The 14,565-nt window shown below is 37.3% G+C and carries 19 protein-coding genes; 8 read left to right on the forward strand and 11 right to left on the reverse strand.

Annotated features, from left to right (window positions below; genetic code table 11):
* Positions 1 to 75: 75 nt before the first annotated feature.
* A complete protein-coding gene (locus tag J0M37_13620; protein MBN8586124.1) occupies positions 76 to 327 on the forward strand; it encodes a hypothetical protein in 252 nt (83 codons plus the stop codon).
* Positions 328 to 435: 108 nt separating this feature from the next.
* Complete coding sequence (locus J0M37_13625; protein ID MBN8586125.1) at positions 436 to 1,251, forward strand: NAD+ synthase; 816 nt, start codon at positions 436 to 438, stop codon at positions 1,249 to 1,251.
* 568 nt (positions 1,252 to 1,819) lie between these two features.
* Here the strand turns inward: J0M37_13625 and J0M37_13630 are convergent.
* The 4 genes from J0M37_13630 to J0M37_13645 form a co-directional block, all read right to left on the reverse strand.
* Entirely contained in the window at positions 1,820 to 2,842 is a 1,023-nt protein-coding gene (locus J0M37_13630) for a hypothetical protein (protein MBN8586126.1), read from the reverse strand.
* A gap of 59 nt (positions 2,843 to 2,901) precedes the next feature.
* On the reverse strand, positions 2,902 to 3,555 hold the full coding sequence (locus J0M37_13635) for a hypothetical protein (protein MBN8586127.1): 654 nt from the start codon (positions 3,553 to 3,555) through the stop codon (positions 2,902 to 2,904).
* Positions 3,556 to 3,627: 72 nt separating this feature from the next.
* Positions 3,628 to 3,915 carry a hypothetical protein gene (locus tag J0M37_13640; protein MBN8586128.1) on the reverse strand — a complete coding sequence of 96 codons (288 nt, stop codon included), beginning with the start codon at positions 3,913 to 3,915 and terminating at the stop codon, positions 3,628 to 3,630.
* 29 nt (positions 3,916 to 3,944) lie between these two features.
* Entirely contained in the window at positions 3,945 to 4,238 is a 294-nt protein-coding gene (locus tag J0M37_13645) for a hypothetical protein (GenBank protein ID MBN8586129.1), read from the reverse strand.
* Positions 4,239 to 4,661: 423 nt separating this feature from the next.
* Here J0M37_13645 and J0M37_13650 point away from each other — a divergent pair, with 423 nt between their 5' ends.
* The 5 genes from J0M37_13650 (at position 4,662) to J0M37_13670 (ending at position 9,419) form a co-directional block, all read left to right on the forward strand.
* Positions 4,662 to 6,467: a S8 family serine peptidase gene (locus J0M37_13650; GenBank protein ID MBN8586130.1), complete on the forward strand. Its 1,806-nt coding sequence runs from the start codon at positions 4,662 to 4,664 to the stop codon at positions 6,465 to 6,467.
* Positions 6,468 to 6,613: 146 nt separating this feature from the next.
* Positions 6,614 to 6,856: a 30S ribosomal protein S18 gene (locus J0M37_13655; protein ID MBN8586131.1), complete on the forward strand. Its 243-nt coding sequence runs from the start codon at positions 6,614 to 6,616 to the stop codon at positions 6,854 to 6,856.
* A gap of 310 nt (positions 6,857 to 7,166) precedes the next feature.
* Positions 7,167 to 8,156, forward strand: a complete 990-nt coding sequence (locus tag J0M37_13660) for a thermonuclease family protein (GenBank protein ID MBN8586132.1) — start codon at positions 7,167 to 7,169, stop codon at positions 8,154 to 8,156.
* Between the two features lie 107 nt (positions 8,157 to 8,263).
* Positions 8,264 to 9,040 carry a TatD family hydrolase gene (locus J0M37_13665; protein MBN8586133.1) on the forward strand — a complete coding sequence of 259 codons (777 nt, stop codon included), beginning with the start codon at positions 8,264 to 8,266 and terminating at the stop codon, positions 9,038 to 9,040.
* Between the two features lie 172 nt (positions 9,041 to 9,212).
* Positions 9,213 to 9,419 carry a hypothetical protein gene (locus J0M37_13670; protein ID MBN8586134.1) on the forward strand — a complete coding sequence of 69 codons (207 nt, stop codon included), beginning with the start codon at positions 9,213 to 9,215 and terminating at the stop codon, positions 9,417 to 9,419.
* Positions 9,420 to 9,482: 63 nt separating this feature from the next.
* Here J0M37_13670 and J0M37_13675 read toward each other — a convergent pair whose 3' ends face one another.
* Genes J0M37_13675 through J0M37_13685 form a run of 3 tightly spaced genes read right to left on the reverse strand, consistent with a single transcriptional unit; the run spans position 9,483 to position 11,898 of the window.
* Positions 9,483 to 10,148, reverse strand: a complete 666-nt coding sequence (locus J0M37_13675; protein MBN8586135.1) for a hypothetical protein — start codon at positions 10,146 to 10,148, stop codon at positions 9,483 to 9,485.
* 60 nt (positions 10,149 to 10,208) lie between these two features.
* Complete coding sequence (locus J0M37_13680; GenBank protein ID MBN8586136.1) at positions 10,209 to 10,913, reverse strand: outer membrane beta-barrel protein; 705 nt, start codon at positions 10,911 to 10,913, stop codon at positions 10,209 to 10,211.
* Between the two features lie 58 nt (positions 10,914 to 10,971).
* Positions 10,972 to 11,898 (reverse strand): DUF4835 family protein, encoded by a 927-nt coding sequence (locus J0M37_13685; protein ID MBN8586137.1) that lies wholly within the window; start codon positions 11,896 to 11,898, stop codon positions 10,972 to 10,974.
* A 114-nt stretch (positions 11,899 to 12,012) separates the two neighbouring features.
* Between J0M37_13685 and J0M37_13690 the strand changes: the two genes are divergently transcribed.
* Entirely contained in the window at positions 12,013 to 12,894 is an 882-nt protein-coding gene (locus J0M37_13690; protein ID MBN8586138.1) for a hypothetical protein, read from the forward strand.
* Here the strand turns inward: J0M37_13690 and J0M37_13695 are convergent, their stop codons facing one another.
* From J0M37_13695 to J0M37_13710, 4 genes are read right to left on the reverse strand one after another with little or no spacing between them, the layout of a single operon-like run.
* Positions 12,895 to 13,443 (reverse strand): nucleotidyltransferase, encoded by a 549-nt coding sequence (locus J0M37_13695; protein MBN8586139.1) that lies wholly within the window; start codon positions 13,441 to 13,443, stop codon positions 12,895 to 12,897. It abuts the gene before it with no gap.
* Positions 13,443 to 13,640, reverse strand: coding sequence for a hypothetical protein (locus J0M37_13700; GenBank protein ID MBN8586140.1), 198 nt, complete (start codon positions 13,638 to 13,640; stop codon positions 13,443 to 13,445). The genes J0M37_13695 and J0M37_13700 overlap by 1 nt, the downstream gene beginning before the upstream one ends.
* A gap of 49 nt (positions 13,641 to 13,689) precedes the next feature.
* Positions 13,690 to 14,055, reverse strand: a complete 366-nt coding sequence (locus J0M37_13705; protein ID MBN8586141.1) for a DUF1801 domain-containing protein — start codon at positions 14,053 to 14,055, stop codon at positions 13,690 to 13,692.
* Positions 14,056 to 14,064: 9 nt separating this feature from the next.
* Positions 14,065 to 14,514 carry an SRPBCC domain-containing protein gene (locus J0M37_13710; GenBank protein MBN8586142.1) on the reverse strand — a complete coding sequence of 150 codons (450 nt, stop codon included), beginning with the start codon at positions 14,512 to 14,514 and terminating at the stop codon, positions 14,065 to 14,067.
* Positions 14,515 to 14,565 lie beyond the last annotated feature (51 nt).

The raw sequence follows: 14,565 nt of genomic DNA on the forward strand, positions 1-14,565 counted from the left end.
TAGAAATTTAAGTTACCGTATCCAGAAAAAGGTTATATTAATAAACTAATAGTCCGAAAGGACGGGAGGGCATAAATGAAGCCGACAGTTAAGTCAAAGACCGATAATCCGTTAAGCGAGCTGATTGACGATGAGACATATAATAATTTGAAAAAATACAAATTATTGGATGAAAAAGCTATCCGTGACTATAAGATCCGCCAGATGTACAAAGATATGAGAAGAGAAATGAGTGCTGGCGAAGCTATAGATAAAATACAAGAGATGTTCCCCTATCTTCAGTTTGATACAATAAGAAAGATAGTTTACCAGGTTTCAAAGAAGTAAAATCTGCACATATTCTGATAAAATGGCTTATAAAGGGAAAAAGAATTGGAAGAACCCGTAATTAAAGCCTCACGAAAAAACTCTTCAAAAAGATCAAATCCATTTGAAATACCTGTTAACCAGGACTTAGTTAAGGTCCTGGTTAACTTTATACACAGTGAAACAACACGCTTCGGGCTGAAAAAAGTTGTATTAGGCTTAAGCGGCGGAATTGATTCCACTGTTGCCGCATATTTAGCAGCGTTAGCACTTGGTCCAAAAAATGTGCTTGGTGTTATGATGCCCTACAAAACCTCAAGCGCTGATAGCGTAAGCGATGCCCTTTCAGTTGTAAAAGACCTCAAAATTAAAAGCATGCTGATTAACCTTACGGGCGCAGTTGATTCGCTTGCTGAAAATGATCCGGATATACTGAAAAATAAGGTAAGGTTCGGGAATATCATGGCAAGAATGAGAATGATATGCCTGTATGACCAGTCAAACGAAAAAAATGCCCTTGTGCTTGGCACGGGGAATAAGACTGAAATTCTGCTGGGATATTCAACATTGTATGGCGATAGCGCAAGCGCGATAAATCCATTAGGCGATCTTTACAAAACCCAGGTTTGGCAATTGGCAGAGCTTCTTAAATGTCCCAAACAAATTATCAAGAAGAAGCCTTCGGCTGACCTGTGGAGCGGGCAGACCGATGAAGGGGAGCTTGGCTTCACCTACCGCGAAGCTGATGAGCTGCTCTATTACATGATAGACCAGCGTTATAGTGATGAGGAGCTTACCGATCTTGGCTTTAAGCTGCAATTCATAAAAACCCTGCGCGGCAAGATAAGGTTTAACCAGTTCAAACGCGTACCGCCGATAATTGCAAAGGTCTCAAACCGCACTGTTAATGTCGATTTCAGGTATAACAGGGATTGGGGAAGTTAGCAGTTACAGGCAGCAGGCTAGCCTTACTGAGCAGAGCGAAGGAAGGTTACAGGCTGCAAGTTTCAGGTTATAAGTTGCAGGTTAAAGCAGAGGCGCAGGTAATGCGTCTTTTTTTATGCTGAGGATCAAAACAAAATTTCACGACTAAGGCACTAAGGGCAGAAAGTATATTCCCTTCTTGAGAGGGGTGTCCGGCACTTGGCGGACGGGGTGTGTTAAACTAACATTACAACCATTAAAGCAACCACACGCAAATTTTATATTTTATCACTCTCTTTAAAACAGTTAACCACGAATTGCACAAATTACACGAAACGAGAGACTTGTCAGTTCGAACCGATTTCGATGCCACCAAAGCTGGTTAAAGCCAAAAAGAAGCTCTATAAAACCGCCCGAGTCGTTACAGCAAGCAGGTGTTTACTACAGAGCTGAGTCGTTAAGGGTTTTTATTTCACTTATACAAAAATTCATCGCCCCCATGTTTGAGGAGAAGCGGAAAGAGAAGAATAAAAGCAGTTGACTAGAAACCAATCCTAAATGGAGTAATAGCTTTGCATAATTAGATATATTATTTTAATACATTTAAATCAGTTGAAATTTTAAACACCCCTTGCTGAAATACTTCCTTAATAGGACCTTTTGTAAAATTGTTTATGTAACCAACATTGATATTAACTTTATCTTCAATGTAAAGCCCCAGCCTAATACCAAAAGAGGCACTTAAGAATGAATTATCGTTTAGTTGATTAAATACTTCTTTTAAGTTATTTCCAACAACGGCATTTGCACTAAAATTTAGATTAATCCAAAATACACCTGATTTTTCAGGGTTGAAACCATCTGCTGCTTCCCAAGCTCCGGTTTGAAAGAAAAAATCCAATGTACCAGCAAAATTAAAAAACTCTCTTGAAATTCTATTCACTGTATCTGTTCCAGAAACATATTTTGCAATTATTGAGCTCTTAAGATTAAGTTTGGTTAAAGATAATTTGTTATTCTTTCCAATTAGCTTGTGATCGTGTTGTATGTAGAGATTAATTAATCCACCAATTGGATTTAATAACTCAGCAGCTGTCTTTTCATGATTTAAATCATCTTTCAAATTAAATGGTGACCCAATAAATAAAAAAATTGGTATCTTAAATCCTTTCGGTTCACCAACGTTAACCTTTAAAAGTTGCAGATTTGGCAAAAAATTACTAACATCTTTTACAATAGAGAATGAAGTTTTCTCCAAAAACTGAACATTTCCTTTATCTTTCAACATTAGATACTTGTCCCTGGTTTTATCCAACGTATTGACATTTTCTTTTAATTCTATAATTTCGATTTCTATGTCTTTTTTTTCTCTTTTCTTTCTTTTTAAAATAAGTTCCTTATCTATTTCAGATAGATTAGTGTCAATTTCTATCTTTTTAATTTGTTGATTAATTCCATCCAATTCTTTTAATTTTTTACTGAGTTTGTCTTCTGTTTCGTTAAGTTTATCAGTGATAAGGTCGGGTTTTGAAATGTAATCAATATTTATCACTTGACTAACGCTACAATGAACAAAAAATAACATACATAAAATTGTTGTTTTTCTTTTCATAACACCTAACAGTTAAATTTATACTTTCACCCGACTATCCCTCCGGGTGGTTGAGGGATTTAATTTTGATTTTTGCAATGATTAATGATTTCTTTATAAACTTCTTCATTTATGTTATATAGCTTATGCATAACATTATTTGCCCAAATATATATTTGATAATTTGATCCTTCAGCATGAAGTCTTATTTCTTTAATCTCACCAATTCTTAAGTGCGTGATCTCAAATGCGGTATTTTGTTGATTTGTTCGCTTAAGCTTAATATATTTTTCGGTAAGTTCATATTTATCCCATAAAATTTCTTGTACTTCTTCACCCATTAACATTAACTTGACAAAGGAATCATGTGAACCTGAGCTATACAATGTTATTCTGCGAAATCCTATGTTTTCCTCTGTGGTTGTGAAATAAATTTGAGTGAACTTCCCTTCATCATCAACAACTATTTGGTTTATTTTTGTTTTATTTATTAATAGAAAATAATTACCCTGGTTTAAATATGCAGGATCATATAAATAAATATAATCTTCGTAAATTTCTACGTTTTTAAATCCCCAAGTATTATTGGGCTGATTCTCGTTTCGTGAATCAAAGCCTTTTTTCTGATAGCATTCACCATATCTTCCTTTTACCTTAACAAAATCTTCTTGTGAAAATAAACCTGTATGAGAAAAAACGATATACCCCAAAATTAAAATTATTGCTTTCTTCATTTTTGTTATCTTAATTCTTCACCCGACCATCCCTCCGGGTGTTTGAGGGTTTGTTTGTTTATCAATTTGCTCTTAGCGACTCCGCGACTCTGCGGTTATTTCTTTTTGCTTTTTCGCTACATCCCTCGACGGGCTCGGGATGAGGAGATTTAACTCCGTGTCTCTGTGCCTCTGTGTTAGTCTAAAAAACCTCACCCCTCCCGCGTTAAGAGAGGGGGAGAAATTGCCGGGCTTTAAAATTGCCGCAGGCTTTATCACGCGTGCAAGAGTGAAATCTTTTTCAAGTAGCAATGAACAATTAATGATGGTTATCGATTTCCTGCAACCTGCAACCTGAAACATGTAACCTGCTACCTGCAAATTGTAACCTGCAACATGAAACCTTATACTCAATTTTCGAATATATAAAGAAGCTCTTTGCCGAAAACTAAATACTGGGCTGAAAAATCATTTGCTGCATCTGCATACTCCGCAAGACAAAGATTCACAGCGCCAAATGAACACAAAAGATATTTTGCTTCATCCCTGGGAATGCCTGCATTCATTGCTTCGCCAAGCAGCTTTTTCAGCTCACCCGGCAGCTCCTTCCATCTGCGTTCTTCGCGCTTAAGCTGTTTTTGCCCCAGCATTTTATAAATTACTTCAAACAATTTTTCTGATTGATTGCTCAATATTCCGTACATTTTATGTTATGCGAGTATAATAAATCATTTCCGCACTTTGCAAAGACCCCAAATGCACTATGTGAATACCGTTTTTAGGGGAAAATGCTGATTTCTGCTTATAAATAATGATTTTAAGCAAACATGTGAATTTTTTTTACATAAGATTTTTTTTATTTAACCCCGAACTTTATGAAAAACTTAAAATTTGGAACAAATGTACGGTTTTGGGTGTATTGGAAATAAGATGTTCTTACATCTGCGAACCCTGAAAGGGTTCGACTACGGGAGATTTGGAAAAATGAATGTAGTCGAGCCCTTTCAGGGCTCGTTTGAAATAAAGGGGTTTTGATTATTTGTGACCCCCTCCAACTCCCCCTCTAAGGGGGAGGGTTATTAATTTCATTGAAAATCCGTAAATTTTAAACTATATTACAAGTTCGTATGATAAATAAAAACCTCGTTGTAATTGCGGTTATATTCACAATAATTGCAGGTTCTATTACTTTTTCACAGGGTAAATATGAAGCTTCAACTGTATTAAAGGAAAAATTCACCGATAAAAACGGCAATGCTTTAACCGGTAAAGGCGTGATAATTGGCGATGTTGATTCAGGTATTGATGTTTTCCACCCTATGTTCTTTTTTGCTGATGGCGGAGAGTTCAGTTTTACTGATGTGAACGGTGACGGTGTTTTGACTTTAGGTGAAGATGGCGTTGATCTGGATGGTAACGGCACTATTGAAAGCAAAGAGATCATCCGCTACCAGGAGATCCGTGATAACACATGGGGAATGTTAGGCTCAATTGGTCAGCAGTCAGGCAAATATAACCCCGAATTCGATTTTTTATATGTTGATGTAAACGGAAACAAGAAACGTGATTTCGGTCCTGCTGCGGGATTCACAGAAAACGATCCCACATACGGCGAACAGTTCTTTATTTCTATAGATGGCAACAAAAACGGCAAGATAGAAGCCGGCGAAAAGATCATTGGATTAAAAACCTCAAAGATACGTTCTGTTAGACAGCGTGATGATGTTATAAGAAGGCGCGGTGTTGATCTTATCATGACAGAAGAAGATAAGAATGGCCACGGAACAGGCGTTGCCGGATTGATAATCGGCGGTCATTACGGTGTACAAAAGATTCACGGCATAGCACCTGATGCTGAAATGGTTTTTTCAAGTATCCGCTATGATTACACTCCCCGCTTTGTACGCAACTTTCCGGATCTGTTTGGATTTTTGCGCGATGAAAAAGTTAATATACTTTTGATTGAAGATGGCGAGTGGATGTGGGAATTTATGGACGGATCCTCACCTGAAGAAGAGATACTTAATCAGATGGCGCGCGACGGCGTAACAATTATAGGCGGCGCAGGCAATATGTCAGGCGGCAATATGGTTCTGATAGATAAGCTTAAAACAGGTAAAAGTGTTACATATACAGCAAGCTGTTCAGGCAAGCCTGATGAAGATGTAAAGAAAAATGACGGGGTGTTCTTCAGCTTTTTATGGCGTGACCCTGAGAGTAAAATTAAGTTTGAAGTTGAAACTCCCGACGGCAAATCAACAGGTGAGCTTTCAGAAGGCAGCGGCATATTAAAGACCGGTCAATACAAAATATTCTACAGCCGCGAAGTCTCACCAAAAGGCACGGTAATGATGAAATTCGGGGCATCTACCCAGGATTCAGATATAGTGCGCGGGAAGTTTAAGATTAAAGTAACAAGCGATAAAGACCAGGAGCTCCGCGGATACGTTGTTGATGTAACACAGTCATGGAGCGGTAATGCAAGGTGGATTAACTCCCCTGCAATCACCGATGAATCAAACATCTGCTTCCCTTCAACAGCGGATAGCTGCATGGCAATAGGGGCATATGTGTTCAATATGGGCTGGATGGATGAAGTTGGAGCGCTTGCAAGCTACTCGAGCAAAGGATATAACATAACAGGCAAGCTTGGTGTTGATATAACGGGACCTGGACACTCGACTTTCAGCACAGAAAAGAACAATACATACCAGATCTTCAGCGGAACAAGCTCCGCAGCACCCCATGTAGTCGGCGCGGCAGCTTTGCTGCTTCAGTATGATCCCGCATTGACACATGAAAAAATAAGGATGATACTGCTGAACTCCGCAAGGAAAGATAATTTCACCGGCAGTGTGCCAAATGCTGAATGGGGTTACGGTAAGCTTGATATTGAAGGCGCAATAAAATATTTAATGAATTCAGGGAATTAAAACGGCAAACGTGAAACGGTAAATGTGAAAAGTAAAAAAATACAATCATAAAATAAAAATCAAAGATAATAACTAACAATAACACTTTAAATTAACAGATGAGAAAAAACAAAAGAGAAGAGCAGAGTCAATACAAGACAATGCAGATGAACCAGAAGCAGCAGCAACAGAGGAGAAAAAAAGTTGATCCTCTGAAGACCAGAGGTATCAAATATATCGATTACAAGGATACCCGCCTGCTTGCCAGATTCGTTAACGAACAGGGCAAAATCCTTCCTTCAAGAATTACGGGAATAAGCGCAAAAATGCAGAGACAGATGACAATGGCTATTAAAAGAGCCCGTCAGCTTGCATTGATGCCTTTCGTAAGTGAAGAATTCAGACCGTAAGGAATTTTGCTCATTTGAATCAGGTTTTATTAAGGCAGCCAATTTAGCTGCCTTTTTTTATGTGAAGAGTATTACCCGAGAAGGCAGAATGCTATTGAGTAGCCCCGCCCTTCAGGGCGGGGGTTGAAATGCTCCCCTATTCCGGGACTTTAGTCCCAAAAAAATTACGCACTGACACAGTCAGCGAACTCAACGTTAGGTAAAGGTATTGTTTCCCAAACCGGAGTTTGGGAAACAGGAAAATTCATATCCTCTTTGTTCGAATTTTCATCCCTTATAAATTATCATAATTAATGTTAATTTGCCGTATATGATACTAAAAAACACGATCAAGCTTTTTATATTCCTGTTATTATTTACAGGAATTCACTTAACATACAGCCAGAGTGAATTTGTAATCGGTGAGTTCACTGTTTCAAAAATCCTCGATGGTGATACTTTCAGGTTTGAAGGTCTCGATAAATCGACCAGGCTTATGGGTATTGATACTGAGGAAACATTCAAGGATTCAGATGCTGAGCTGAAGGTCAATGATATCGCTTCATACTGGGCTGAATATTACGCGCATAAAAAGGATTCTTCAAGCAAGCCTGCAAAGATAGAATCGCCCTTTGGCTACCAAACCTGGCAGTGGACAAAAGAACTGTTTAAGGATGTGGTAAAAGTTAGGCTTGAAGTTGATGACTATAAGCGAGTTATTGATATGTTCAACCGTTACTTAGTGTATATTATCGCAATCAAAGAAGACGGCACAGAGTTCAACTACAACATTGAGTGTGTTAAGCTGGGATACTCGCCTTATTTCAGCAAATACGGCTATGTTGCAAGATTTGATAAGGAGTTCAAAGCAGCGCAGAAATACGCGCAGGATAAAAAACTGGGCATATGGAGCGGTAAGGAGCTTTGCTACCCTGATTACACTGAAAGGCTGCTGTGGTGGGATAAGCGCGGCGACCAGATAAGAAAATTTGAAACCGAATACGCAGGCAAACCCGGATACTACAGCATGCTTGACCAAAGTGATTTCAATAAGCTGGCATCTCACATGGGTGATACAGTTACAATTTTCGGGAATATTTCCAGGGTAATTACTGATAATAACCCCTACATTGCTAAGCTAGAAATAAATGAATATGATACCATAGATCTTGTATTCTTTAAACAGCACATGGATCTTGTAAAAGAGCTTAAGCTTGATGACCCTGTAGGATACTATATTTACGCAAAAGGAAAATTGACAGAATACAAAGGCAAAAAACAGATAATAATAGAAGATAAAAGCCAGATCTGGGAAGAGTAAAAAGCTCACAAATTGATTTTTAAAAATTAATTGACCCCACCCCCAAACGCACCAAAGGTACGTTTACCCCCTCCCCAAAGGAGAGGGGGATAAAACAAAAAGAATATATGTTCATAGATACACATGCGCATTTAAACTATCCTGATATTGTAAAGAATATTGATGATGTCCTCTCGCGTGCTGAAGATGTGGGAGTGGAATCGATCATAGTTCCTGCAACTACTTACAAAACTTCCATTGAAATTATTGAGCTTGTTCAAAAGCATAAAATGCTTTATGCCGCTGTTGGTATTCACCCCACAGATCTTAAAGATTTTGAAGAATCGCATTTACCTAAGATTGAAGAGCTTGCGAAGGAACACAAAGTAGCGGCAATTGGCGAAATAGGACTGGATTATTACTGGGAGCCTTACGACAGAGAGCTTGAAATAATGGTGCTTACCGAACAGCTTAGAATTGCTAAAAGAAGCAGCCTGCCGGTTATTTTGCATAACCGTAAATCCACTGATGACCTTATGCGTATTGTAAAGGAAGAATGGGATGGAGGCAAGCTCAGAGGTCAATTCCATTCATTCAGCGCGGGATTGGATGAAGCTAAGGAGTGTATCAGTATGGGTTTTTACATTTCCTTCACAGGCAATATAACATACAAGCCCAATGAAAGCACTTATACAGCATATGAGATAGTAAAAAATACCGCAGCCGAACACATACTGCTTGAAACCGATACTCCCTACCTGCCGCCCGTTCCCTACCGCGGCAAACAAAATGAACCTGCGTATGTGAAACATACTGCTTTAAAAATTGCTGAGCTAAAAGGCATGGGTATAGAGGAAGTAGGCAAAATAACTACAGAAAATGCAAAACGTCTGTATGGAATTTAATGACTGACAATCTTTAAAAGCATTTAAGGTTTCCCAAACTGGAGTTTGTGAAACAGGATGTATCTCAAATTTTTAACTAATCCCTAATAATCTTAATCATAAAAAAATATTATTAACATCAAATTAATATTTCCTTAATCAATGAATGTTAATTTTGGGAAACAAACATTTCATGATCAGAGTGGATTACACTGAGTTTCTGAAACAGCCGGAAATTGAGCAGAATTTCAACCACATGTTCAACCGGCAAAAGGAATATTACAGGCAGAAATGCTCAACTGTAGGTTTTGATAAAGAGCATACAGAGCTGATGAGCATTAAAATGGCAATCATTTCAACAGACCTTCACTTTACGGAACTGCATAACAAAAACAAATAATTCTGCAAAACAATAAAAAAGCCCGGCTTAACAAGCCGGGCTTTTTGTTTTTATGAATAATTCTTAATGACCTTCGTGTTTAAAATCATTCAATCCTTTTGTATTGATCCTGACTTCAAATGACATTCTGTATGTGCCCGTGTTTGTAGCTTCTCTTGGGTATAATATACCGAATACATTTACACCGAGGAAATTCTCTGATTTACCTTTAAGCCAGAATGAATAAACCGGCTTGGAATCTGATGTTGACATTGGTGCGTTAAAATAACCCCATGCTCCGCTTCCGTATGTATCATCAGAAGTGAAATCATTTGCATTTAAAGTTGTATCTGAATCAGGTATAACAGTTATTGTATCAAACTGCGCCTGAGTCATTGAAGCATAAATCCTGTTGAATCGTGTCTGGAAACCAACCACAGGTGAGTTGTGATCTGATAAATCACCTGATCTTAACATGTAGTTAAAGAATGTACTTAATGAATCTACTAACTGAGCATCTTTTGATGCACTATCTCTAGTAACTGTTGTACCATTATAGAGATTTAAACCATTAAAGGTTGTACCAGATACTCCATCTTCAACCCCGATACTATCAAAATGCATAACATATGAAGGTGTTACCGGCGGTGTTTCAACACCAGCATCGTCGCATCCGTTGAAGGCTGTTACACCCAAAATTACAGCAAAAACAAATAATGCTGAATTTCTGAACTTTGTAAAAAACTTCATTTTCTCTCCTTTTTTAAAAATACTAATATCTCTTTTAATAAATTCTTCAAAAATAATCAATTACAATTCAAACTTCAATCCTGTATAAATACTAATTGTAGAAGTTGTCATTTTTTTCACTAACTCATTGTTACTTAAGTTATTTAACCCGCCGTATTCATAATTTCCGCCGAGTAAAACGCCCATATATTTATTGAACATATATGCAAACTGAAGCTCGCCAGTTAAGCCGAAATCAAAATTTTTGGCTTTGTATAAAGTATTGGCATCCTGAGACATTAAAAGACCGAAATATGGTCCAAGGTTACCTTCAACCCTTACTTTTTGACCAACGTTAAAATCAAAATAAAGCAATAAAGGGATATTGAAATAGTTCAGGTTTGTTTTCTGCCCTGTTCCGCTTTCAAATCCTTTGTTTCCGTAAGCAAAACCGGTAGTGAAGCCGAATCCGAAAAAGTTAAGTGAAAGTGTCGCGCCAATAGAAGGTCCAACTTTGGATTGCGTGGTTGTAAGCTGACCTGTTGAATCAGGTTTGTTAAGCTCAAAATTAGTGTTTGCTATGCCAACACCAAGCTTTATATCAGCATCAAGACTGAAGAACTTGTTGCGTTTAGCCAGAAGCTTTTCAGCTTCTTTGAAATGCGGTTTTGAATCTTTGCTGTTAACCCTTTTATACGGGTCACCGGCAAATGATGTTGATGATGCAGTAAAACAAAATAAAATTAACGCAAACAGTGAAATTTTGTAAAAATTAATTGCCTTCATATTCTCCTTTAGAAATGATTAATATAAAATATTTAGAAAAATCGAGACTGGAAGAAAACTATTTTTTGGAATACTCATCATAAATTGCAGAATGGTCAGGGTCATACTCTGAGAGCTTCCTGTAAATTGATTTATCATAATAATCAACAAGGGTTGCAGCAATTTCCATATACTTTGCTTCAAAGAACTGCTTTATGATAAATGATCTGACCTCGGTTTTTTTGATCTTCCCTATCATTTCAAGTGATTCCGCGATTTTTTCTAGAGCGGTTTTTTTACCGTACTGCAAAGAATCTATACCTGAAAAATGATATATCCAGACAGCCTTGCGGAAATTATCATATTTAGAATTGAGAAGTTCAGCAGGATAAACACTTCGTGATTGTTTTAAGCTTGAGTTATCTACCCATCCCCTGCCATCGCTGTTGGCAATAGCCAGGTTTACAATGTTCTGTGCTTTCTGGAACCTTGATGTACCAAGTGAAGGCTCCCATGAATCATCATCATACCCTATTATCAGGTAAGCATAATAATCCAGAAAGCTGGTGAGGTTATTGAACTTAAGGTCATCGTGGTAAAAGCTCTGCCCTTTTACGTAGTTAAAGCCCCATGTTTCATCTTTTACCCTGAATATAGTTGTAAAATTCTCAGTGCGGTAAATATTCCTCTGAACTCCCACAACAAGCTGGGCTTCGTAGCTATCAATACCTGTTGCAGACCTGAAAAAGAACGAGAAGCTGCATTTTATCTTATACGGCTTTCCTCTTACATCGTTAACAATATTCTCATCTGTAAACCTGGTACGGTTCAGATAGTTCTGTACATCATTTTTAAAATTAGAAAGCCTGTCCCTGATATCAATATTAATGGCAGAAAGGTCCACATCTACTGTAGCATCAAGCTCCTGGGATGAAATGGTATCGGGTAAAAAAGGGGTTACAATTAATGCAATAATTATGCATAATTTTAACGATATTTTTTGCATTTTCAACAAATAATTCATATTTTTACACTTCAAGTTAATCAATTGAGCTAATATAATCAATCCACACTATTTTAGTGAGATTTTAATTATTATATTGCGTTATAATCACAGAAAATGAAGATAAGCTTAAAAATTATAATTGTTTTATTACTTGTTTCGTTCCGTGTAAATTTTGCACAGTTTGAACTGCTTGATGTAGGAGCAAAACCTATCGCTTTGGGCGGAGCTTTTACATCACTTGCCAACAATTCCAATGCAGTATATTATAATCCTGCAGGTCTTTCACAAATGCCGTTCAGGGAAGTATCTATATTTTACTCTCCGGCTCCCTTCGGGCTAAAGGAGCTTGCCAACGGCTCTGTTAATTTTGTTGAACCGACAAAATTCGGCGCATTTGGCTTGAGCGCAAAGACATACGGGTTTGAGCTTTATAAAGAAATCACCGTGACAGCATCGTATTCAAATAACTATAAGAAAAAGATCTATTACGGCGCGAACGTAAATTTTTATAATCTCAAAATACAGAATTACGGATCAGCATCAACATTCGGGGTTGATATCGGCGGGCTTGCTTATTTAACAGACTTTTTAAGATGGGGGTTCGCAGCATTTAACCTAAACCGGCCAAAGATTGGCACACAGGATGACAAGCTGCCGCAGGTTTACCGTACGGGAATTTCTGTTCAGCCGAGAAATGAGCTTAACTTTATGCTTGATGTTGAAAAAGATACAAGGTACACAACATCAGTTAAAGCAGGTATTGAATATTCCTTGTATGATATGATAGATCTGAGAGCAGGTATTGGAACGGAACCGACGAAGTTTTCTGCAGGTGTTGGCTTATATTATTCAATATTTGAAATTGACTATGGTTTTTATAACCACCAGGATCTTGGGCTGACTCACCAGGGAACCATCACAGTAAATTTCGGCGGCGAAAAAACAAGGAAGATCATTAGAAATTCGCTTAAAGATGCTTTTAAAAAAGGAAAGTAGTTATTTAATTGATTCTAAAATTGAGCTGAATTTTTCTGTTAAACCAAGTTCAGGTTCTTCATCAAATTTTCCGAGCCAATTAAGAATATAAATTTTATCAATATTCTCATTTAACAACAGCAGTTTTTTAATATCTTCAATATCTGTAGCCCTTGAAGCATACAATTTCATTATTATCAGGTCTTCAACTGAAGCAAATTTAAGAGTTACCCCATTCTTTGTAAATGTTACAGCTCTTGAAACCGCTTCTCTTTCGAAATCTGTAAAGCTAAAAATAAAGTCAGCCCTGAAATTAGTTTTAGGATCATACACAGGAACAACATTTGTTTTTTTTGCGAACTCATCATCTTTCAATCGTGTAAGCTCAATTTCATTACATATATCATCAACTAAATTGAGCTTTGAAATATCTGAACCGAGCAGAAGATCAATATCATTTGTAAACCTGGCATATCCGTATACCAGCACAGCATATCCACCTATTACGATATATTCTAACCCTTTTTTATTTAAAGCATCAGAAATCTTTTCCAGAAGTAGTTCAGACATTATCTCTTCTGCATTCGTTTCACAAACTCTACTTTTTCTGCCAAACCTGAAAGCAAATCCTTTTGTTGAAAATACCCTGTACTAATTGCAATTTGCTGCATTTCCTCAAACAATCTAAAACTATCATCAAAATTTAATTTACTGGATTTTGTCCATTCTATTTCAAATTCTTCCCATAATTTCAGATCTTTAATCATAATATTCAAATTACATAAAATTTTAAACTAAAGCAGTGAAATAATAATACTAACGGGGCATAAACTTCATAAGCTTAATTCTTTCTTTAACAATTAATTTAACCAGCTCCTCAGGCAGCGGTTTACCTGTTTCATATTGCAGGGTTGAACCCTTAATTTTAAACTTATCAAGCTTGTTTCCCAACTGTTTTACCAGGTCTTTTGTCATGGGGTATAAAGAGCAGTGATTTTTAAACCCGGCAATGAATACAACAGCTTTGCCATCCAGCTTATATGCAGGGATCCCGTAGCTTATCGATTCTTCGAGTCCTTTTGCTGAGCTCAATATGTTTTTTCTGACAGCCCGAAGTGTTTTTCGCACCTCAGGCTGCAGTGATCTCATATATTCAGCAACTGTATTGAACTTTTCTCTCATGACGGATTTTTAAGCTTCAGAGATCTCTTTTAATTTCTGCAAAGCCTTCGGCCACATTTCATTGAACATCTTGGAATAGTTTTCATCTGTATCCATATCTACAAGCACTTCTGTTCCGCCATCAGCTTCTCTGAATGTATAATTTTCCATAGCTCCCTTCCAGGCTTTCACCGCATCGCTTTCAGTATCTTCAACACCATTGTTAACAACACCCAGGTGTTCAATTGAAACATATTCATTCGGGATATTTTCCGCAATCCTGCTTACCATTCCGCTGTACTTGCCTTCCTGGTCGGGTCCAAGGAATAACGCTTTGCTTCCTTTTTTCCAGTCCGTTTCAGCATATGATCCCGGACAAAACGGTTCTGTCCACTGCCTGTAAGTTTTATCATCCAGCATATTTTTATAAACTTTTTCACGCGGAGCATTTATTTTAATTGAATAATTGAGTTTTTCCATTTTTGTATCCTTTCTTAAATAAACAATTTTATATTTTTTCTATTTCCGTTT

The sequence above is a fragment of the Ignavibacteria bacterium genome (assembly GCA_017303675.1).
Lineage (GTDB): Bacteria > Bacteroidota > Ignavibacteria > Tepidaquicellales > OLB5 > OLB5.

Coding starts and splice junctions, on each gene's coding strand:
- J0M37_13700 (MBN8586140.1), bottom strand. CDS start 13,640: ATGATTAAAGATCTGAAATTATGGGAAGAATTTGAAATAGAATGGACA.
- J0M37_13670 (MBN8586134.1), top strand. CDS start 9,213: ATGATCAGAGTGGATTACACTGAGTTTCTGAAACAGCCGGAAATTGAG.
- J0M37_13650 (MBN8586130.1), top strand. CDS start 4,662: ATGATAAATAAAAACCTCGTTGTAATTGCGGTTATATTCACAATAATT.
- J0M37_13695 (MBN8586139.1), bottom strand. CDS start 13,443: ATGTCTGAACTACTTCTGGAAAAGATTTCTGATGCTTTAAATAAAAAA.
- J0M37_13690 (MBN8586138.1), top strand. CDS start 12,013: ATGAAGATAAGCTTAAAAATTATAATTGTTTTATTACTTGTTTCGTTC.
- J0M37_13710 (MBN8586142.1), bottom strand. CDS start 14,514: ATGGAAAAACTCAATTATTCAATTAAAATAAATGCTCCGCGTGAAAAA.
- J0M37_13620 (MBN8586124.1), top strand. CDS start 76: ATGAAGCCGACAGTTAAGTCAAAGACCGATAATCCGTTAAGCGAGCTG.
- J0M37_13675 (MBN8586135.1), bottom strand. CDS start 10,148: ATGAAGTTTTTTACAAAGTTCAGAAATTCAGCATTATTTGTTTTTGCT.
- J0M37_13630 (MBN8586126.1), bottom strand. CDS start 2,842: ATGAAAAGAAAAACAACAATTTTATGTATGTTATTTTTTGTTCATTGT.
- J0M37_13705 (MBN8586141.1), bottom strand. CDS start 14,055: ATGAGAGAAAAGTTCAATACAGTTGCTGAATATATGAGATCACTGCAG.
- J0M37_13680 (MBN8586136.1), bottom strand. CDS start 10,913: ATGAAGGCAATTAATTTTTACAAAATTTCACTGTTTGCGTTAATTTTA.
- J0M37_13660 (MBN8586132.1), top strand. CDS start 7,167: ATGATACTAAAAAACACGATCAAGCTTTTTATATTCCTGTTATTATTT.
- J0M37_13635 (MBN8586127.1), bottom strand. CDS start 3,555: ATGAAGAAAGCAATAATTTTAATTTTGGGGTATATCGTTTTTTCTCAT.
- J0M37_13665 (MBN8586133.1), top strand. CDS start 8,264: ATGTTCATAGATACACATGCGCATTTAAACTATCCTGATATTGTAAAG.
- J0M37_13645 (MBN8586129.1), bottom strand. CDS start 4,238: ATGTACGGAATATTGAGCAATCAATCAGAAAAATTGTTTGAAGTAATT.
- J0M37_13655 (MBN8586131.1), top strand. CDS start 6,614: ATGAACCAGAAGCAGCAGCAACAGAGGAGAAAAAAAGTTGATCCTCTG.
- J0M37_13685 (MBN8586137.1), bottom strand. CDS start 11,898: ATGCAAAAAATATCGTTAAAATTATGCATAATTATTGCATTAATTGTA.